The 21391-nt window shown below is 54.3% G+C and carries 12 protein-coding genes; 5 read left to right on the forward strand and 7 right to left on the reverse strand.

From position 1 onward, the window contains the following. The first annotated feature begins 76 nt into the window (after positions 1-76). The 5 genes from VMF88_11940 (at position 77) to VMF88_11960 (ending at position 5619) form a co-directional block, all read left to right on the forward strand. Entirely contained in the window at positions 77-748 is a 672-nt protein-coding gene (locus tag VMF88_11940) for a response regulator transcription factor (protein ID HTY11769.1), read from the forward strand. Between the two features lies 1 nt (position 749). Next, the gene (locus VMF88_11945) at positions 750-2234 is read left to right on the forward strand and encodes an ATP-binding protein (protein ID HTY11770.1); all 1485 of its coding nucleotides are present in this window, start codon (positions 750-752) and stop codon (positions 2232-2234) included. A 118-nt stretch (positions 2235-2352) separates the two neighbouring features. After that, complete coding sequence (locus VMF88_11950) at positions 2353-2634, forward strand: hypothetical protein (GenBank protein HTY11771.1); 282 nt, start codon at positions 2353-2355, stop codon at positions 2632-2634. Positions 2635-2759: 125 nt separating this feature from the next. Beyond that, positions 2760-4025 carry a hypothetical protein gene (locus VMF88_11955; protein ID HTY11772.1) on the forward strand — a complete coding sequence of 422 codons (1266 nt, stop codon included), beginning with the start codon at positions 2760-2762 and terminating at the stop codon, positions 4023-4025. Positions 4026-4200: 175 nt separating this feature from the next. Continuing rightward, positions 4201-5619 carry an amino acid permease gene (locus VMF88_11960; protein HTY11773.1) on the forward strand — a complete coding sequence of 473 codons (1419 nt, stop codon included), beginning with the start codon at positions 4201-4203 and terminating at the stop codon, positions 5617-5619. Between the two features lie 76 nt (positions 5620-5695). Here the strand turns inward: VMF88_11960 and VMF88_11965 are convergent, their stop codons facing one another. The 7 genes from VMF88_11965 to VMF88_11995 form a co-directional block, all read right to left on the reverse strand. Then, entirely contained in the window at positions 5696-8839 is a 3144-nt protein-coding gene (locus VMF88_11965; protein HTY11774.1) for a biopolymer transporter Tol, read from the reverse strand. 91 nt (positions 8840-8930) lie between these two features. Continuing rightward, entirely contained in the window at positions 8931-11102 is a 2172-nt protein-coding gene (gene rnr / locus VMF88_11970) for a ribonuclease R (GenBank protein ID HTY11775.1), read from the reverse strand. 23 nt (positions 11103-11125) lie between these two features. Beyond that, complete coding sequence (locus tag VMF88_11975; GenBank protein HTY11776.1) at positions 11126-15679, reverse strand: translocation/assembly module TamB domain-containing protein; 4554 nt, start codon at positions 15677-15679, stop codon at positions 11126-11128. After that, positions 15676-16170 (reverse strand): D-glycero-beta-D-manno-heptose 1-phosphate adenylyltransferase, encoded by a 495-nt coding sequence (gene rfaE2, locus VMF88_11980; protein ID HTY11777.1) that lies wholly within the window; start codon positions 16168-16170, stop codon positions 15676-15678. The genes VMF88_11975 and rfaE2 overlap by 4 nt, the downstream gene beginning before the upstream one ends. 27 nt (positions 16171-16197) lie before the next feature. Continuing rightward, entirely contained in the window at positions 16198-17193 is a 996-nt protein-coding gene (gene rfaE1 / locus VMF88_11985) for a D-glycero-beta-D-manno-heptose-7-phosphate kinase (protein ID HTY11778.1), read from the reverse strand. A gap of 134 nt (positions 17194-17327) precedes the next feature. Next, positions 17328-19442 carry a FlgD immunoglobulin-like domain containing protein gene (locus VMF88_11990; GenBank protein ID HTY11779.1) on the reverse strand — a complete coding sequence of 705 codons (2115 nt, stop codon included), beginning with the start codon at positions 19440-19442 and terminating at the stop codon, positions 17328-17330. Between the two features lie 386 nt (positions 19443-19828). After that, positions 19829-21286, reverse strand: a complete 1458-nt coding sequence (locus VMF88_11995) for a hypothetical protein (protein ID HTY11780.1) — start codon at positions 21284-21286, stop codon at positions 19829-19831. Between the last annotated feature and the right edge of the window lie 105 nt (positions 21287-21391).

Below are 21391 nucleotides of genomic sequence, written 5' to 3' on the forward strand. Positions count from 1 at the left end.
TCCAAAACAATATTGCAAATCGACTCAAAGTGTTTTAATATAGTACCGGAATTCCCAGCGCAAAAAGGAAGTTTTAATGAAAATATTGGTTGTCGAAGACGAAAAAAAAGTCGGCGCGTTCATAAAAAAGGGATTGGAAGAGGATCGTTACACCGTCGAAGTGGCCTTGGACGGCGACAAGGGAGGGGAACTCGCCGCGGAAGGATCGTTCGACCTGATCATTCTTGACATCCTGATGCCCAAGAAAGACGGGTTAACGATGTTGAAAGAACTCCGGGCAAAACATGTATCGACGCCCGTGCTCATGATCACGGCAAAAGGCTCCGTCGAGGATAAAGTGAAAGGCCTCGATACGGGGGCGGACGATTATTTGGTGAAGCCGTTTGCCATCGCTGAGCTGTTGGCGCGCGTTCGGTCCCTCCTCCGGCGCGGCGGACCGGAAAAATCGACGGCGCTCACCGTTGCTGACCTGACGCTCGACCTCGTTTCGCACAAGGCGACACGGGGGAAAAATACCATCGAGTTGACCGGAAAAGAATACACCCTCCTGGAATATTTCATGCGGAACACCAACAAAGTGCTGAGCCGTACGATCATCTCCGAGCACATTTGGAACTATAACTTCGATACCGGCACGAACATCATCGACGTGTATATCAACCATTTGCGCAACAAGATCGACGGCGAATTTGAAAGAAAGCTGATCCACACCGTGCGCGGTGTCGGCTACATGATGAAAGCATCCTGAAATGAAATACCTTCATTCGATACGGCTGAAACTGACGGCATGGTATACGCTGATCCTCGGCGTCACGCTGTTCGGGTTCGGCGCTACGGCGTATCTCTTTACGCAAGAGAACCTCCTTGCCAGCCTTGACTATTCGCTCCGCAACGAGGTCGTCTGGCTGAAGAACTTCATTGAACCACAGGCGCGCAAAGTGAAGCTCAAACAGCAGCGGTCAAAGCCGTCGGCGCAGCCGAAAAAGCAGGAGAAAAAGGTCAAACGTTCGCACGAAGTGGAAGTGACCGAGGCCGATTCCGTCGAGTTCGACCAGATCTGGAACCAGATCTACGAGCACACGCTGCTGAGCCCCAAGAAGCAGATCATTCAGATCCGCGACCGCAACGGGGACATCCTCTACAAATCATACAGCCTGGGAAAAGAGGATATTATCTTCGAGGACATCCCGTACAACACGACGAAGCTGGTGACGATCTACGATGCACAGGGGCAGCCCTTGCGTCTTGCCGTCACTCAGAACGCCTACGTGAAGATCTTCGTCGCCTATCCCGAGGCGGAGATCAGCGAAGTGCTGGGAAACCTCTTTTCGATTTTTGTCATCCTCGTGCCGGTCGCGCTGATCCTCTCGGTGCTAGGAGGATGGTTCCTCGCGAACAAATCGCTGAAGCCGGTCGACAAGATCACGAGAACGGCGCGCGACATCACAGCGCAGAATCTGGACCAGCGCATTCTTTCGGTGGACGTGGACGACGAGATCGGAAGGCTGATCTCCACGTTCAACGACATGATCGGGCGTCTGCAAAGTTCGTTCGACCAGACAAAGCAATTTTCCATCGATGCGTCGCATGAGCTTCGCACACCGCTCACGATCATGCGGGGCGAACTTGAGCTCGCCCTCCGTTCGAAACAGACGAACGAAGGGTACCGGCGCATTCTCTCCAGCACGCTCGACGAGATCCTCCGCATGTCTTCCATCATCGAAAATCTCCTGATGCTTGCCAAGGGGGACATCGGAAAATCGGCATTCACGTTCGAAAAAGTAGCGCTCGCGCCGATCATCCGGGAATTGCACGAGGACAGCGAAATGCTTGCCGAGAAAAAGCACATCCGCGTTACCCTCGAACAGGTCGACAATCTGACTGTGTCCGGCGACACAGTACGGCTTCGCCAGCTGGTGTTGAATCTGCTCGACAACGCCATCAAATACACCCCCAAAAAAGGGACGATCGAATTATCGCTGGTCCGGGAGAACGGTTCCGCCAAGATAATTGTTAAAGATAACGGCATCGGCATACCCGCCGACGAGCAATCGAAGATTTTCGACAGGTTTTACAGGGTCGATAAGGGACGTTCCCGCGACATGGGGGGGACCGGATTGGGGCTCTCGATCGCCCGGTGGATTACCGAGATTCATGGGGGAACAATATACGTCCAAAGTGAGGTCAATAAGGGGAGCGAATTCACCGTGCTCCTCCCGCTCTTGCGCAACTGACCGCTTTTCACTTGACAATGAAATGACAATATCCTAAGTTGAGCCACAGAGAAATCAAGCCTAAGTACATTAACCCACATCAATCTAATCTACATTTTTTGAAAGGAGCGGTTGTTGAATGAAACGTCTCTGTAGTATGTTGCTGGCAGTAGTGTTTGCTTTCTCGCTGTCCTTTGCACAGGATGCGATGAAGCCGCAGGATAATTCGCAGACTCCGCCTGCAAAAAGTACCATGATGAAGAAGGATAAGAAAAAGATGGCCAAGGACAAGAAGAAGATGGCGAAAGACAAGAAGAAGATGGCCAAGGACAAGAAGAAAATGTCAAAAGACAAGAAGAAGATGGCCAAGGACAAGAAGAAGATGAAGAGCAATATGATGAAAGCAGATTCCACGAAGTAATTCTTTGGATCTTTGCTGAGAATATAAAACCCCGTTTTTTTATCGAAGCGGGGTTTTTTATTAACATTCGTCCTTCATGCGTTGTCGAACGAGTTCTCTCTACGTTCCAATCACCGTCAACTCCCATGGCATTCATTCAGCGCCTTCAGAGCTTGAGGCTTCCGCGATTCCTCGTGCGGCTTCTTCGCTTTCAAATGGCTCCTCCCGCAGGCGTGTACAACGTCCATGTCATCTCGCTGGAAGAAGAACTGGAATTTCCTGACCTCCTTCCGAAAGAACTCCGCTACGCGCTGCAAAAAGATCCCTCGCTGAAAAACCGGATCGTGAAAGTATTCAAAAGCGGGAAAGCGATCGGCATCCGCACTGTAGAAAAGACACCCGAACGGGTGTTGACCGCCATCAACAACATCGCGGTCATCAGCCAGCACCGGACGATCATCACCTGGCTGCCTCGATTGCTGTTGACCCAAACGCGGCCGTCGTTTCTTCCTGCCGACCACGAAGCGGCCGCAAGAAACGGCGTCGACCTCGACGAAGAGATCGCCGTCATCCTTTCGCACCGGCTCGACTTCAAAAAATTTGTTCTGGTGGATGAGGGGAATCTGGGCGCGACATCGATCGACCGGAGGATTGTCGACGAATTGAACGAAGCGATCTCCCCCATCATCATCCGGCACGTCACCAACCGAATGACCTTCGACAACGCCGACACAAGGACGGCGACGGGGCAGGCGATCATCAAGGCGCTGTTGTTCATTGGACCGGTCGCCCAGGTTTTCGAAATGTACACTCGCGGCATCGGCAAGCTCGTCGCGGCGTCGACCGACGACGTGCTTGCCGAAACCGCAGAGCTGTTCGCCTTGCGGGGGTCGGGGTTCACCTGGAAGCAGCTGATCGTCCGTTCACGCCTCCTCATTCCGGTCTTCCTGCTCGCCACATACGGGGCGTTTGAGGTCGACCATTTGCTTGACCTCGGAAACCTTGCACTGGCGGGGTTTCTCTTCGGCGTCACCTCGGTCGCGTTATCGCTCACCACTGCGCTTCAGAGCATTCGCATGTACAAAGAATGCGTTGACGACCTCGTGAACGAAAAGAAGCTCCCGCCGCAGAAGCAACGTTCCCGCTGGGTTCTCGCCGTGATACAGGACTTCACGAACCCTGCACGACTCGGGCTTTTCATCGGCGGAATGGTCTCGCCGGTCGCTTCGATGATCATCTTCGTGTGGTTCCCGCAATTCGTGCACAACGGGTGGGTTCTCGCCGTGCTCGGCACGGCGGAAACCGTGACCGCCGGAACCGTCGTCGTTCTCGCGCGGAGGTTGAACCTGCTGAAATTCCAGCTCGACCTGAATCGACTGCTGAGGAAACAACACCGCCTGCGTCGGAGTTGAACGGCGCCGAGTTCCGCGATTTGCATTTCCATTCACCAATGCTTATTTTATCTTGTCGAAAGAAGCCCATCGATCAACCGCCTCCATCGTTTTTGCCGACTCACAATGATGTAGGTTTTCTTGTTTCTAAACCCAAGGTCCCTCTCAGTCATGTTCGACATTTTCAGGGAAAACCATGACAACGAATGACACAAGCGACACCGAACCGACCCTAGCCCGCCGCCTCGGTCTCATTTCGGCCGTCATGGTTGTCATCGGCTCCGTCGTCGGTTCCGGAATTTTTCTGACGCCGCAGAGCATCGCAGCCACGGTTCAGGTGCCGGGAGTGATGATCTTCGTCTGGATTCTCACCGGGTTGCTGACGCTTGCCGGCGCGCTGACGAATGCGGAGATCGCCGGCATGATCCCGGAAGCCGGCGGGCAGTACGTCTTTTTTCGCGTGACGTACGGCGACCTGACCGCCTTTTTGTATGGGTGGACGACGTTCATCGTCTACCAAACCGGCTCCATCGCCGCGATCGCCGTTGCCTTTGCCCGTTATTTCGGGTACTTCGTCGACCTTCCCCATTTCAGCCCCGCCCTCGAAGCATGGAAACTTCCTCTCATCGGAAATATTTATCCTCTCAAGGACATCGGCGTCAGTCTTATCGCGATCAGCGCCATCGTGCTCCTTGCTGTCGTGAATTATTTCGGTGTTCACATCGGCGGGTTTGTGCAGGACTTTTTCACCTTCCTGAAAGTTCTGGCGATCGGCGGGATCGTCGTGCTGGCGTTCACCGTGGGCCACGGCAGCACGGCAAATTTTTTCCCGTTGTGGGGAGCGCCCGCATCGGGCGCCCTGCTGAGCGCGATCGGCGTCGCAATGATCGCCACGCTCTGGTCCTACGACGGCTGGAATAGTCTCACGTACCTGGCGGGGGAGGTGAAGGAGCCGAAGAAGAACATCCCGCTGGCACTCGTCCTCGGCACGATCATCATCATCGCGATCTATGTCGCCACAAACCTTGCGTATCTTTACATCCTTCCGATCGGAGAGATCGCGAACTCGAAGCTCGTTGCAGCGGATGTGATGGAAAGAATTTTTCGCGGTTACGGCGGCGCGATCATTTCGGCCATGGTGATGGTCTCAACATTCGGCACGGTCAACGCCACCTCGATGACGACGGCTCGCGTCTATTTTGCGATGGCAAAAGACAGACTCTTCTTCAAAAGCCTCGGAACGATCCATCCTAAATACCGGACACCGGGAACGTCCCTTCTTGTCCAAGGGGTGTGGGCTTCCATTCTTACCTTGACCGGAACATACGACCAGATCTTTACGTACGTCATCTTTGCCGGATGGATCTTTTACGCGCTCGGCGCTTCGGCGGTGTTTGTCTTGAGGAAGAAAATGCCGGATACACCGCGTCCCTACAAAGTGCCGGGATATCCCTATATTCCGATCGCTTTCATTGTGGTTGCGACCTGGTTCGTCTATAACACGATCGTCCAGCAAACAGCGGATTCGATGGTGGGGCTCTTTTTGCTTTTGGCGGGACTCCCGTTCTATTATTATTGGAGCAGGCAGATCAAAAGATCAGAAACCGCACGCTGATCCCTTCGTTCCTTTAAAAGACCAAGGGCGATGAGAATATCATCGCCCTTTCTTTTTTCAACACGTCAATCGAGCGCTAGAAATCTCCTCCGAGCGAGATATAATACAACGGGACGGAGAACGATTGTCCGTCAAACGCCCAGGCAACGTCGAACTTCAGCGGAAGTCCGAACAAGATGACCCGCACTCCGTACCCGGTGCCCATGAGCAGATCTTCCGCAATTTCATTCCCCTGGTCGTTCTTAGCAAAGAACCTGTATGCCTTGTCGTCCGTCCAGGACGAACCGATATCGGCGAAGAGCGCTCCGGTAATGTTCTGCGCGGCGATCGGAAGTCCGCCGGTCACCAGATAACGGATGAGCGGAAAACGGAGTTCGTAGTTCATCAGGGCATATTTCGTGCCGTTCTTCGCATTATAGTCAAACCCGCGCATCGGCAGTGCCGGCGACAGGAAGGCGTAATCCTCGACGTTGTTGATCGGAATGCCGCCGTTCGCAAATTCCCGGTTGATCCACCCGTCCGTCCCGCCGATGAAAAATCTCTGCGCGTTCCTTCCCTCGCTGACCCCTCCGGCCCATCGGATGACGAATGAATAATCTCTCCAGAATTTTTGATACGTCCGGTAGTCCAGCGTATAGGTCTGAAAATCGAGCGAGTGGTCCCCGGCTGTCAGCGCCGGGCTGAACATCGCGGTGATATTATAGCGGGTCCCGTTATCCGGGGCGGTGATGCCCCACAGCGAGTTATCGTGAACGTAGCTGATCGAGGGCATGATGAGGTTCCGCTCGTCGGTCGGGGCGTTCAGTTCCGGGTCGTCGAGATTCTGTCTGGAGAGGTTGAGCCATGCCAGGTTGAAATCGAACCGGTTGAATCTATCCAGCGGATATGACGCTGAACTGCCTATTCCCCACGTCTGAAAGCGGTACAACGAAACGTTTCCCGTCTGATCGTACAGATAGAGGAACCGCGCGCTGTGGAATCCTTCGACCCCGTAATCAACCTTCGTCTTGAGGTAATTGTAGGCGATCACGTAATCGCTGTTCTCCAGATCGAGCATCAGGTTCGTGAGAAAATAGATCTGATGGTCGCCGAGCATGTCGCTGAACGCCATCTCGGTCGTCCCCTCCACTCCATAAAATGTGCTGTACCCGGCGTTGCCGTAAATGATGTCCGGCGAAAAATTAAGCTTGTACTTGTTCACCTTGTAGTTCCCCTGTTCGTCCACGTTGTCGCTCGGCTCAAGCTGTTTGCCGTTGGATTCCAGGTCGGCCGACGGCATCTTTTCCCTTGGCTGCTCGTCGGAGAAAACGTAATTCTGGAAGTCGATGTGGACACGGTCGCCGTACACTCCCGCGGTATCCTTGGGGGCCGCGTTTGCCGCTACGTTCGTCGAGTCCTTTGCGCCCTGACCGGTTCCTTTCTGCGCCAGCTTCATTTTTCTTTTGATGAACTCGGCAGGCTCAAGCTCCGAGACCGCCAATTTCTTGTCAAACGGCGCCTTCATTAAGTAGATGTCGAATCCCGCTTCGTTCAACGCGGCGAATGAAAGCTTATTGCCGTCCGCCGACAGCGAAAGCTGGAAAAGGCCGCTGATCGAGTTGGTCACAGGACGGTCCGCGCCGGTGACAAGGTTGCGTTCATAAATATTGCCGATGCCGTTCCGGTCGGAGACATAGAGCAACTTCGTTCCGTCCGGCGAGACGACCGGCGATGTCGCATCGCTTCCGTCGTAGTGGATGATACGCTTGATCTCCATCGTCTCGAGGCTCAGCGAATAGATATCCGACTCGGAGAAGTCGTATTTCGACATCTTGAAGTTCGCCGGAATCGCGTTCCGGTCCAGGTTGTCCCGCCTGTCGGACACGAAATAGATCGTCTTCCCGTCAGGCGACCAGTGCGGGTCGGAATCCGAAAAAATATCGTCGGTCAGGTTCGTCAGGTTCTTCGTCGCGAGGTCGTAGAGGTAGATGTCCGATTCCTTGGCATCGTCCCCGACAAAGGCGAGTTTGTCCCCTTTCGGCGACCAGTCGACGGAAAAAATCCCTTCCAGCTGAAATTGGATCTTTTCCTGATTCCCCGTCGCAGCGTCCACGATGAAAATGGCATCGCTCTCCCCGCTCTTCACGGCAAGAGCGATCTTCTTCCCGTCGGGAGACCAGGTGATGCCCGGCGTGAGCAGATGCAGTTCCTCAAAATTCTTCGTCCGCTGGCCGTCGACGATCTTTGTGACCTTATTGTCGATCGTGGACATAATGTAGACATCGAAATAATCGTCGCGGTCCGAGATGAATGCAACTTTATCCCCTTGCGGCGAAATGGAAGGGCTGGTGTTATAGAAGTCGGCTTCCTTCACGTGGTTCGTGAGCCGCGTTGCGAAGTCGGCCGGGTCTTCCCGTTTCGCAATATCGGGCCAATAGAGAACCTTTTGCTCCTTCTGCCAGCGGTCGTTGAGTTCGGAGACGCTCAGCCCGAGTGCATTCTTAAAGCCCTGGTCGATGCTGCGCGATCCCTTGATCCGGTTCAGGATCTCCGCGATCTTTTGGTCGCCGTACTTGTTCGCGATGTAATACCAGACCGACTGGCCGCCCCGGTAGGCAAAGTATCCGCTCAAATAATCGATCGGCGGGAGGTACGTGTGGATCGTCGCATCGCGCATGAACATATCCGAATTCGTATCCCAATGGAGCGATTGGTATTCCGCCATTCCTTCGTTGAACCACATGGGCAACTGGAGGCGGATGTTGTTGGAGATGATCGATTGGATCGACCCGCCGTAGAACATATCGTTGAAGACGGCATGAACGAGCTCGTGGTGGATCACATGCCGAAACATTTTATAATTGCCTTCGAACGGGACCACCACCCTGTTCTTGAACAGCTCCGTCACACCGCCGATCCCTTCCTCCAGATATTCCCCCAGGACATTGGTCTGCTGAAAGTCGTTGTGGGAATTATAGACCATGATCGGGATGCGGTTGTTGATCTCGTAATGGAAGCTCTTGCTGATGAGGGTGTATGCCGATTCGGCGGCGGCCGCCGTGAAGTTGGCGAGATATTCTCCGTTGTCGTTGAAATAAATGTCGAAGTGGTTCGATTGGATGTACCACCAGTTGAATTTTTTGTACTTCACCTTATTTTTACCGAAAACGGCTTCCTGGGCTGTCGACGTTACGGCCCCGACAGCCAGAAGCAGTGCGATGATCAAAAGGCGCAATTTCATGCGGACCTCAACGAGTGTAGGATAACGATGCGCTTCCCCCTACCGTCGCGCACCGCCTACCACTACAACGATGCGCGCCGTAAGAAAATTCCTATTTGTGCTTTCGTCTCTTCTTAGGCTGCGAGGAACGCGCCGGTTCCACGCAGGCAAAATCGATTTCTTTGTTCTCGACGTTTACACTGACAACTTTCACGGCGATGCTGTCCCCCAGGCGGAATGTCCGTCCCGTGCGCCGCCCGACCAGCGAATAATGCTTTTCATCGTGTTCATAGTAGTCGTCGCCGATGTTGCGGACATGGATCATCCCCTCGACGAGGAGATCGTTGATCTCGACATACATCCCGTAGTTGGTGACGCCCGAGATCACCCCTTCGAATTCGTCGCCAAGATGCTGTTTCATATATTCCGCCTGCATCACCTTCACGGAGGCCCGCTCGGCTTCCATCGCAACACGCTCCCGGTCGGACGACCACTTGCAGACCCGCGGAAGCGTTTCGATGAAATGCTTCCGCCGCGCGTGCGGCATTCCTTTGGCGTATTCATCCAGCATCCTGTGGACAACCAGGTCCGGGTAGCGGCGGATCGGCGAAGTAAAATGCGTGTAGTAGTCGAACGCCAGACCGAAATGCCCGATGTTTCTCTCCGAGTATACGGCCTTCGCCATGGCGCGCAGCGAGACTTCGTTGATCACATTCTCTTCCGGAGTGCCTCTCACGCGGTCCAGGAGTTTCTGCAGATCTTTTGACGAGACAGACTCGCTCACGTTTAATGAATAGCCGAATTTTTCGACGAAGACGGACAGTTCCCGGATTTTTTCCCTGTCGGGGGAATCATGGATCCGGTAGACGAACGGCGACACATCCTCTTCCTTCTTTTTCTTGCCGACGTGCGCGGCGACGGTGTAGTTCGCAAGGAGCATGCATTCTTCGACGAGCTGATGGCTCTTGAGGCGCTGCTTGATACGCACTTCAACGGGCTTCCCCCGGTCGTCATACCGGAACTTGGCTTCAGGGGAATCGAAGTCGATGCTGCCGTTTTTCATCCTCTTCTCTTTCAACGCGCGCGCCAGAGACCAGAGCGCCTTCAACGCGTCGGCGTGCTCTCCTTTGCCGGCATCCAATATGTGTTCCACGTCTTCGTACGTAAACCGGCGTTTTGAATTAATCACGCTCTTGACGATCTCATAGTCTTTGACCTTTCCCTTTTCGCTGACATCCATGATGCACGAATAGGCCAGCCGGTCGACGTTCGGTTTCAGGCTGCACAGGTCGTTGGAGAGTTTTTCGGGAAGCATCGGCACCACCTGATTCGCGAGGTAAACGCTCGTCCCTCTGTTGAAGGCCTCGGCATCGAGGGCCGTTCCCTCCTTCACATACGCGCTCACATCGGCGATATGAACGCCAAGCCGGTACGCCCCCGGCCCCAGCGGTTCGATCGACACAGCATCGTCAAAATCTTTGGCATCGTCCGGGTCGATCGTAAAACACGTCACAGCGCGGAGGTCGCGGCGGCGTGCGATCTCCTCCTCCGCGATGGTTTCAGCAATGTCCTTTACGAACGATTCGACATCGCGGGGAAAAGAGGTCGGCAGCCGGAATGCCTTGATCACCGATGCAACTTCGGCGCCCGAATCCCCCGAACGGCCGATGACCTCGACGATCCGCCCTTCGGGATTCTGAAGATCGCTCTCCCACGACTCGAACGCGACAACGACCTTGTCCCCCGGCCGTGCGCCGTTGAGCGCGTCGGGAGCGACATAAATGTCACGCGGAATTTTCCGGTCGTCGATAACGACGAAATAAAAATTCTTGCTCTGCTCAAGCGTGCCGACGAACTCATCATGGGCGCGAGAGATAACGCGGACAATTTCCCCTTCGATTTTCTCGTCGGCTCTTTTTTTATTCCGATCAGGCGCAAACAGCGAGACATCGACGGTGTCGCCGTCCAGCGCGGTACCGAGAGATTTCGGCCCGATATAGATTTCGCCGAAGGCGGACCCGGGAACCGTGACAAAGCCGTACTTCTGCTTGCTCATCGAGAGCATTCCCCTGACCGTCTGTTCCAACGGCCTGCGGGAATAACCTTTCCCGCGTGAATGCGAAAGAACCTTTCTGTCCACCATGGCATGAAGCGCTTCGCGGACCTCCTGGAAACCGCCGTCGTCCCGGATGCTCAGCCTGCGCGCGACCTGGCGGGACTTAAATGCTTCGCGCGGATGCGCATCAAAAAAATCGATGACCCGCTGCTCTATGCTGCTCTTCATATTCTCTCTTTCAAAACTCCTGATTAAAAGGCGAACTTGTAATACACGCGTGCGCCGTTCGTCGGCCGGCGATAATCCACCGTTTCCAGTGGATCGCTTTTCCGGTCGACCTCGAACATAAAATTCCGCAAATTGTCGTCCTGGATGATCGAACCGAGCGACCATTGGACGCTGACGTTGGCGTTGTTGATGTCGTTAAAGACCTTCCCTCCGAACGACCAGTACGCGTTCCCGACCACACCGCTCAGGCGGAGGTCCGGCGACGTCCCCGAGTACAAAATCTCGACATTGCTCAGCGCCGTGAAGTTGTTGGCGCGGAGGAAGTCCTGCATCATCCTTGAGAGCAGTGTATTGGTGAAGCCGGAGATGAGCGACCCGCCGATCGAGCCCCCCAAAGAGTTCGCGATCCCCTGTTTGTCGTTGGACGTCAGGTCGTCGCGGAATTTTCCGGGGCTTCCCGGCGTCGAGGTCAGCAGGAACGAGATGGCGTCGGACTCGATATCGCCGGTGCGTTCCGTCGGATTGTTGTTGTCGTCGTACGTTGTCAGCCCGATCTTTATCTTCGGGTCGTACCGTGTGCCGGTAATGGCCAGCGACACGACCACTTTTTCCGTCGCCGGTGCGGCCGCCTCTTTTTGTTGCTGCTGCGTCGCCGTTTCCGGCTTCAGATGGCTGCCGGTATACGTTGCGGTAATGTCCAACTCCGGGTTATCGGGCCTGCCGGTAAACTTCAGCGAACCCGATGCATCGAATTGTTTATAGAACTTATAGTTTGACTTATCCGACAGGTTGATCGTTCCCGTCAGCCGCACGTTGCTCTTTTCTTTGCTCAATTCCAGCTTACCGTTCAGGTCCGCGAACAGCTCTTCGTTCGTCGACGGGTTGAAGATCATCCTGATCTGCACGATCCCCTGCGTCTGAATCACGATATTGTAGCCGAGCCCGTCCAAAAAGGACGGGTCGTTGGACGTGTGCACATCTTTTTTGGAACGCAAATACGCGAAGAGCCGTGAACCGACGAGAGAATCGGCCGTCTGCCTTGACGTATCGTCGACGCTGACAACGTTCACATACCGGGCGGACACAAGGTTTGCCGACTCGCGTGTTGAAGGGAACGTGAGCGCCGCCTGCTTGATGTAGATCGCCCCGCTGACCCGTGAATTTTCTGACGTTCCGTCGAACGAAAGACCTTCGTCGCCGGTCGATGCGATGAGGTCGCCGTACACCCCCTGGTCGCTGCTGCGCGAAGTTTCCTGCAGAACTTTCAATTCTCCCTTGGCCCTCAGATGGTACTCATCGGGAATGAACCCGCGAAGCGAAATGAAGCCGCCGAAATCGATCTTGCCGGATGAATAGTCGCCGCTGATATTCTTCGCCGTGAAATTCGTCAGCGAAATTTTACTCCCGTCGAAATCGACCTTCCCCGCGGCCTGGTACTTCATATTGTTCATGGGAAAGAGGAATTTTGCGTCGCGGAATTCCATCCCCCCGTTGAACGACGGTGCGTCGAGCGACCCGGTGCAGTGCACCGAGCCCTCCATCGTCCCCTCCATCTCATCGAGCTGGTCGATGAAAGGGTCGATGACGCTGATGTCAAAATTGTGCGCCTTCAGGTACACATCCAGGCCCGTCGCGGAAAAACGATCGTCGACCGATGCGAACGCAAGGTCAACAGGGATCGACCCGCTGCAGAGCAATTGGAAGTTGTCGCGCCCCTCCGGAGCCTTGGAAAGCTGGACGGTGCAATCGGCGACCTTGTTTTCGTAGCGGACAGCGCTGTTCACAAACCCGAACTCCGCTCCCCGGTATGCAAAATTCGAAACCCCCAGCTCGCAGGTGAGAATCGGGTTCTGCATCGGCCCGTTCACCCTGCCGCTGGCGTTCACTGTCCCGCCGAACGCGATCGCGTTGGACTTGAAATTCTGAGATCTTCCGAAGTGATAGATATTCGACAGCGTAAAATTCTGGAGACGGACAAACGCCGTGATGTCCCCCCCGTAACCGATCGAGCCGCCGAAAGCGAGCTGCTCGTCCTGATGAGTAAACAGCGTCGAATCGACATCGATGCCGGACCTGCTCACCCGTGCGGAAAACTGCTGCGCGTTGTCGAGCTCGTACCCCTGATAACTGAAAGAAAAAGTGTCGAACGTAAAATCGTACTGGTCCGGAGCAACCTGCGCGCGCCCTTCGACAGCGAATTTCATGGTGCTGTCGATGTCGCTTTGGACGGAATATTCCGCATGGCGGTCGTGGAGACTGACGTCGACCGCTGCATTCCGGAAATACGAATCGCCGACAAAGAGGTTCCCCGCGTTCGCCCGCACATGGACTGCGGGGCTGTTGACAGGAGCGAGAAGATTATCCGCCGCCGCGTGTTCAACGCTGAAGTCCAACGATCCGTTTTCCACGATCAGGTAGCCGCCGGCCGTCGAGTACTTCGCCGACGCGATCGCGACCGTTCCTTCCGCCGAAAGAGTGTCCGCGCTGCCGCGGAGCGATCCGCTGACATTGCCGGCGGCGTTAAAGATATTGGTCCCGAAAAATACCGCCACGGGCTCCAGATTCTTCAGATGGAACGAATACTGAAGAGCGCACTCGCGGGAAGGAGGATCGGCAACGGCTGGGTCCAGGTTCTCACCGCCGCTCGTTTCCGCAGCGGCAAAGGAGGTATCGAAAAGCGCCCGCTGCTTCTCATATTCCCGCTGGAAATGCCGGGCATGCGACCTCACTAAATCGACGACGCCAGCGTACGTGAAGCTGCCGTCGACGGACGCATCGGCGATCGGCGATGCAAAGCGAATAGATTTCTTCCCCGTCGAATCGACTCCGACATGGAGTTCGGCCCGGACACTGTCAAACGCGTATGACTCGAACCGGGAGCCTGAAAAGCTGATGAGCAGATCGCCGGCCATATCTTCGCGCAGAAAATTCCTTCCGTCGGCCTTCAATGAGAATGAACAGTCGGAATCATAGTGATCGTCATGCAGGAGCGTCGAAAAATCAAAATGAGAGAAGGTTCCCGCAAGTGCGTACGACGGCGCGGAGGCAGAGTTGTAATCCAATCCGGCCTGGAGGTCGGCAGTCCCTCTCGGGAATTGAATCAGGGCAGAGCAGGCAATGTTCCGGTCCGAAGCGGTGATATCCATCCGAAGGTGAGAGAATGAGATCTTGTTGAACGTTGACGAATCGACGGTCACCGACGCTTTCGAGTTCAATTCTTCGACCGAAGTTCCTTCCCCTTCCACTGTCCCCGAAAAATCGAGATGAGAAGAGAGCGATGGATCAGAGAAGAATTTCCCCAGGTTGACGCCGCTTCCGCCGAACGCCGCTTTGTATTTCATCGTTGCGCCCGTAAGGTCCAGGCCGCCGTCCACCGAAACTCGCCCGGCGTCCATCGACGCGGCGGCGGTGACTTGGAAATCGAGCGGCTTACCGACATAATGAAAATCGACCGCGAGCTGCCCCGCACCGCCGAAGTCGGGAATATGAAAGAACGGAAGAAGCTCGGGAACATCAGAGGGGAAGATCGACGTCCCCTTCGACTCAATATTCAACGTGAGGTCGCCGGGGCGATGAAGGTTGAAGACCCCTCCCTCCAGGTTAATGACCGAGCGGCTGAATGCGGCGTGGAGTTTTTTCACTTTCAGGCTCCCGAATTCTCCTTCGGTCCTGCATTCCACCTGGACCGTACCACGGAGAAAATCGAGCGACGGAAGAAACCGCTGCAGGTCCTCGGCGGCCACGGTGCTCGGCAGCAGAGAACATTCAACCGGAACGAACTGAAGGGCGGCGATATCATTGATCTTCAGCGCATCGGCGGAACTCATCCTTGCCGAGAGTTCAACGCGCGAACGGGGCGTAACGATGAGAAGATTTTTGACCTCTGAAAGAACTGCGTTATGCCGGATGTCGGCCGAAAAATGAGCAAGCGTAAAGCCTTCGCGCGGCGCGGTGAATGAAATATTCTTGATGGATGCGCTCTGTTCCTTTTCTGCGACCGACGCCGAGAGTTCAACATTGAGCTTGTCGATATCCAGGTTGGAAAAATTGAACGTCCGCCGGGCTATCGAATCCGGAAGGCTCCCCGCCGCAAGGGATGTTGAATCGATAAGTCGAAAATGCGCGTTGTTGATGCGGAGGTTTTTAACGGTCACCAGCCAAGGAGAAGGAGCCGTGTCGGGCTCCGCTTTCTTCTTGGCGAGTTTGTCGACGTTCCAGGTCCCGTCGGAAAAACGGACGAGAGAAATGGACGGGTTATCAATTTCTATGCTTCCGAGAGAAATGTGCTTATTCCACAGGGGGATCGGGTCGTAGCGGACCACTGCTTTGCTTGCTTCGACGAACGGAGCGTTATCGATGTAGACGGCAACCGTGTCGATAGAAATCCCCGTAAAAAGATTCCCCTTGATTTCTCCGAGATAAACCGACGCGTTGAGGTTTGCATCGAGCACCTTATAGATCGTCGAGCGCAGCGTCTGCTTGAAGAGCGGAGTCTGCGTAAAGCCGGCCGCAGCAAACAAGAGGGCCACAACGGAAATTCCGGCGTAGGTCAATATTTTCGATGTTGTACGGATCACGTGGTTTTTCCGCTGACCGAGTATAGTTCCTTGATTCGTTCGATCACCAGGGTCGTTGAACGATCCGGGATGAACGGAATGGTGAGGACTTTTCCCCCCGATCTTTCGACAACATCTTTTCCCACAACGTCGTCGATCTTCCAATCGGCCCCTTTGACCAGAATGTCGGGGACCAGAGCGCTGATCGTTTCATACGGAGTTTCCTGGCCGAAGATGCATACGGCGTCCACGGCCTTCAACTGAGACACGAGATATGCGCGGTCCTCTTCGCCGACGACGGGACGGCGCGGTCCCTTGATTTTTTTGACCGACGCGTCGCTGTTGACCCCGACGATCAGCGCATCGCCGAGAGAACGCGAAGCGGCGAGATACTCGACATGGCCGCGGTGCAAAATATCGAAGACCCCGTTCGTAAAGACGACCTTCTTCCCCTCCTTTTTCCAACGAAGACGAACGTCGATCAATTCAGCGAGTGAGAAGACTGTTCCCATGGCAATTTCGAAAAATCTATTCGAACGTTAAGACTGGAAGGAAAGAACTCTTGCGAGCAGCGCATCAGGAAGTATTGGGACGATGCCGACCTCGCCGCACACGACGCCGCCGGCAAAATTGGCAAGGCTTGCCGATTCGTAGATTGACGCGCCCGACGCCATCGCCATCGTGAGCGTGGCGATCACCGTATCGCCGGCGCCGGAGACGTCGGCGACATGCTGCGCCCGCGTCGGCAAATGGAGCAGGGAGCCCTTATCATCCAGCAAACTCATCCCTTGTTCTCCGCGCGTGATCAGGATATTTTCTGCATTCAATTTTTCCTTCAACGCGCCGATGGCTTCGCGAAGGCTCTCGTCGGTGGCCAACTTCATGCCCAGCGCTTCCTCGACCTCTTTTCTGTTCGGCTTAAACACCGAGGCATTTTTGTATTCGAAGAAGTTTTGGAACTTGGGGTCGACGGTGACAATTTTCCTCTGACCGCGCGCCATCTCAATGATGTGATGGATCAAGGAGGCGGTGATGACCCCTTTGTTGTAGTCTTCGAGGATGATGCCGTCCAAGCTGGCAATGCTGTTCCGCAGAATCGAGAGGATCTGCTCCTGCACCGACGGGGAAATATCCCGTTTTTGTTCGTTATCGATCCTGACGACATGCTGGCCATGAGCAATGACGCGTGTTTTCACCGTCGTAGGCCGTGAAGGATCTTTTACGATCCCGCTTATTGGACAATTCTGCCCGGCGAGAAGTTTTGTCAGCAAATCGCCGTCGGCATCATCGCCGACAACGCCGACGAGGACCGGCTCCCCCCCCAGGGATTTGATATTATTGGCCACATTGGCGGCCCCGCCAAGCCGTTCGGTTTCCTTCTCCACCTCCACGATAGGAACCGGAGCCTCGGGGGAAATCCGGCCGACGGATCCCCAGAGATACTTGTCCACCATGACATCGCCGATAACGGCAATGCGCTTGTTTTTGAATTTTGAAAGAAGCTCTTTAAGCCGCGTTTCGGAAAACGTGACCACGTTGACTTTTACGTAAGTAATTGAAACAGTTATAGATAGCGAAATATAGCACTTTGGTGGGCGACAATCAATAAAAAAGGCTGCCTCGGAGGTCCGAAGCAGCCTTTTTTGGCCAGTGTACGCTGAATCCGATCTTACTTCATCATTAACATCTTCTTCGTCACGATGTAATTTGGCGCTCCGTTGGATTGGGCAACCAGTCTGTAGAAGTAAATGCCGCTCGAGACTGTTGCACCGTGATTGTTCGTTCCGTTCCACGTCACTTTGTAATGGCCGGAGACGATGTCGCCGCTGACGAGGGTCTTGACAAGTTCGCCAAGAATATTGTAGACGTTCAACTGAATCGTCGCAGAACGCGGAACAGAGAACTCGATGTTCGTCGACGGGTTGAACGGGTTCGGATAGTTCTGGCTGATCTCGTACGACGTCGGAGTCTTTTGGCTCACAACCTCAACGCCGGTCGGATAGAATCCGAGGGCCTTTTGCAGAAGGGCGACGGCGTACTTCGCATTGTGGACGCCCATGCTGCCGTCGTTCGTTACAAACGAATAGGTGTAAATACCCTGAACGAGATCGGGCCGGTTCTTTACCTTAAGGCTGTCCTTGATCGCCAGGGTCGGCTCGCCTGTCAGGCTGTCGATTGGCAGTCTGGCTTTGAGAAGAGCCAGGAGGCCGGCGACTTCGGTCTGCACGCCTTCGATTTTTCCGTTGCGGTCGTAGTCGTAGCTCGCTTTGACGTCGTCAAACGATTGGATTCCGGACCCATGGCAGGTCTGGCATGCTTCGGTATGGTCGTGCATAACGCCTGTACCGACCGTGTCCGACATCGATAATTGATGCTGTCCGCTGCCGTGCATATGGCATGTAACGCAGGCATCCGGAACGCCGGCATGAGTCATTAATCCGGTGAGGCTGCTGTCGCCGTACTGGTACGCATTCTGACCGAAGAACATATCGGCTTGCGGATTACCGTGCGGGCCATAATGGTCAGCGAAACCGTAATACGGAGCTTTGGTCGTCACTTTTGTTGCAACGTTGTACCGCGACCGGTGGCAGTTCATGCAAAGCTGGCCAAGGCCGCCGATTCCAGCCGGGACGACATAACCGTTCCGCAGTGTATCGACGCTGACCGTTCTCAACTGATTCGGGTTCGCTGCGCTGTGCGGATCATGGCAGACTGCGCAAGTGATAGGATAGCTAGCATCGCTTGAACTCCACGTGGACGCTGATGCCGGCTTTCCAGCAACAACCCATTTCTCGAATGCGCTTCCGCTGTGGCAGGGGAAGCAGCTCGTAGACGTTGCGACCTTGCCGGCAAGCGGCATTGTCGCATGATCCGATAGTGACCAATACGTGCCGGAGACATGGTGGGGGGGCGCATCGTGACATGACTGACACAAGCCTGCATCAAGAGAGAGGCCGATTTTTGAGATGTCGCCGTTGTGATCTTTGCCCGGGCCGTGGCAGCTTTCGCAGCCGATGCTCGCCAGCGGGAGCAGCGACGAATAATTCGCCGCCATGTTTTTATAGATTGAAGAATCGCCGTTGAAGATCAGATAACTGCTGCCGGATTTTGTCTTTCCCTTAAACGCCGTCGTGTCCCATCCAAGCGAATGGGCCATGTATCCGAAATTTCCGTCATTTGCCGAGAGGTCGTAGCCCGTCGTATGGCATTTCCAGCAACTGGCGGAGTACGATCCTTGACCGTATGCGTTGACTTCCAACTCTCCCATTATTCCCTGTGTGTAGATCTTAGCATGCCCCGTTCCCTGCCAATCGCTGTAATTCGCCGCGTGGCATTCACCGCAATACAAACCTGATGTATTCGGGTTCCCAAGGAACGTGCTCACAAAGAAAGTGTCCTGGTCGGTGCTTGTGCCGCCGTTCACAGACACATTCACTATGTATTGACCGGCCGAGTCTGCCGTGAAACTCTGACGCGGATTGTTCCCGGCGCTGTCGAATGACGCGTTCGATCCTGTCGGCTTCGCGGCAAACGTCCACGTGAACGACGTTACAACCGTTGTTCCGGATCCGGTGGTATCGGCAAATAAATATGCGCGCGCTCCTTTGCCGATCACCTTAAGGCCTGTTGTGGCAGTGTAGCTGCTCTTTCCGATCGCCGCCAGCTTTCCCGGGGACATTGGTACAACCGTGAGCTTCACCGTCTGCGCCACCGCTCCTGAATATACGAGGCCAAGTAGGCATCCGGCAAGCAACCCTCTCAAAATATTAGCAAATCTGTTCATTGTATTCTCCATGTGTCAACGTTTTAGAAATCCACCAGGCTTCTGGTGCATCTAGTCGGATTTGCTATATCTTCCGCAACATTTGTGCCATACAAAACGCGTTGGAAGGTCGAAATTTGTTCAAAAATTAACTGTTTATTATTTCAACAATCAATATTTCCCAAAAGTAAAGCTTTTCTTTTCCAAAAAAATGGAAAAAATATGATAATTGGATAAGATTTCGCAATATGAAAGGCTGCTGACAACTGAGCTCAATGATTTTCTAATCGCAGAAACGACAAAAAAAAGGCGTGAAATTGTAATTTTTCACGCCTTCAAAATTTACAGCTACCGTTGATACCTGAACTCACGACCCCCAATAACCCTGCCCCCCCGCCCCAGAAGAATCAGAACCTGTACGAAATAGTGAAGTCGACGTTCGTTGTCGAAACGGTCTCGTCTGTCCGCGAGAGGTTAAGCGATTCATCGCCGTAGTTGTTATGGAAGTTCTTGAACGATCCGAACATCGCCGCTGCATCGATCATCACATTATCCTCGATCAAAATCCCGGCGCCGGCAGTAATGGTGGTCAGACCGAACGTCGACGGATCGCCGGCATACGGCGAGGGCTTGAAGGAATAGCCCGCCCGCAGCCGCACATCTGTTTTGGGGATCTCGAACTCGCCGCCAACAGCATAATTAAGCGTCGAACGAAACTGCTGTTTTAACGCAATGTTTTCGTTCTCCAGATCGGCGTTGTCGGTCCACTGAAGCTGCGTCCAATCGGTATATTCAACTTGCCCGGAGAGAAGAAGACCGCGCACCGGCGAATACGAAGCACCGGCCCCGAACACCCAGGGAGTTGTTATGCCATAGTCGTTGTTCGCGTCGTATGAATAGTAGTACCCTGTCGTATCATCGAACGCGCTTTGTCCGGCGTTCGTATATGTTTCATGAACGGTGAACGCCGTCGGAGTTTTGATCGTGATGCCGAAACGGGCAATATCTTCGTACCGGTACATAAACCCGAACATCGCGTTGACGCCGTTCAAATCGCTCGTCAGCGTGCTGTTGTAGTTGAACGCATTGAATTCCCGGTAGAGGGAATCGGGAAGAACATATCCGTCCGCATCGTAGAAACGGGTCGGATCATTGTAGACGTTATTGACGTCCGATTCGTTGTAGTTCCTGACATAATTGTATGTTCCGTTGAGGAGGTTGATCGTCACACCGAAAGAAAAATCCTTCGCGAGATCGACGGCCCCGGAGAATGCCCACGTGCCCATGCTGCCGCTTTCGCTGACATTTCCTTGCTGCTGGACATTTTTCTGGATCGGAGTGTAGCCGTCCGAATTTTCAAGATACGTTTGAAAGGGGATGTCAAAATTTGCATCCGCATCGTACAGCCACGGGATGATCGAGCTCTTCGCGTTGAAGCCGTTGAACGAAAGCGCGGTTGCATAATTATTCACTCTGTTGTAACCGACGGCAAAGACCAGGCTCCCGCGCGAGGTCGGAACGGGGAACACGAGCCCCAGATCGTCAAGGTTGGTGGCGCTGTTGCTGGCCGACGACGACGTTCCCAAAAACGTTGCGCTGTTCGAATAGTTGGTATTGACAATGCCGCCGGTGAACTCTAGTCTCCTCATCTGAGCCAGGCCTGCCGGGTTCCAGAACGTTGCGCTGTAATCATCGGCTACGCCGATGTATGCGCCGCCCATGCCTTCCGCCCGTGCACCGACTCCGAATCCCGTGGATGAAAAACGGTATGCATCCTCAGCAGACTGGGCACGAAGATAAGAGATATTCAGCATGATCAGTCCGAACAATAAAATGAACAAAGTGACACAGCGATTATTTTTCATAGGTATCCTCCGCTTCCACTCCCATCCGTCTCCGCGATTCGGCCGGTTATCCGTTCGGCAGGTTATCGATACAACTGAGGTTCGACCCGTTGCCCTGCTGCAGCC

The organism is Bacteroidota bacterium (assembly GCA_035506275.1).
Taxonomy (GTDB): Bacteria; Bacteroidota; Ignavibacteria; order UBA10030; family UBA8401; genus JAGVPT01.

Bases quoted from the DNA above. Each gene is read 5' to 3' on its own strand.
- VMF88_11950 (HTY11771.1), top strand. From the start codon at position 2,353: ATGAAACGTCTCTGTAGTATGTTGCTGGCAGTAGTGTTTGCTTTCTCG.
- rnr (HTY11775.1), bottom strand. From the start codon at position 11,102: ATGAAGAGCAGCATAGAGCAGCGGGTCATCGATTTTTTTGATGCGCAT.
- rfaE2 (HTY11777.1), bottom strand. From the start codon at position 16,170: ATGGGAACAGTCTTCTCACTCGCTGAATTGATCGACGTTCGTCTTCGT.
- VMF88_11965 (HTY11774.1), bottom strand. From the start codon at position 8,839: ATGAAATTGCGCCTTTTGATCATCGCACTGCTTCTGGCTGTCGGGGCC.
- VMF88_11995 (HTY11780.1), bottom strand. From the start codon at position 21,286: ATGAAAAATAATCGCTGTGTCACTTTGTTCATTTTATTGTTCGGACTG.
- VMF88_11945 (HTY11770.1), top strand. From the start codon at position 750: ATGAAATACCTTCATTCGATACGGCTGAAACTGACGGCATGGTATACG.
- VMF88_11940 (HTY11769.1), top strand. From the start codon at position 77: ATGAAAATATTGGTTGTCGAAGACGAAAAAAAAGTCGGCGCGTTCATA.
- VMF88_11955 (HTY11772.1), top strand. From the start codon at position 2,760: ATGGCATTCATTCAGCGCCTTCAGAGCTTGAGGCTTCCGCGATTCCTC.
- VMF88_11990 (HTY11779.1), bottom strand. From the start codon at position 19,442: ATGAACAGATTTGCTAATATTTTGAGAGGGTTGCTTGCCGGATGCCTA.
- VMF88_11960 (HTY11773.1), top strand. From the start codon at position 4,201: ATGACAACGAATGACACAAGCGACACCGAACCGACCCTAGCCCGCCGC.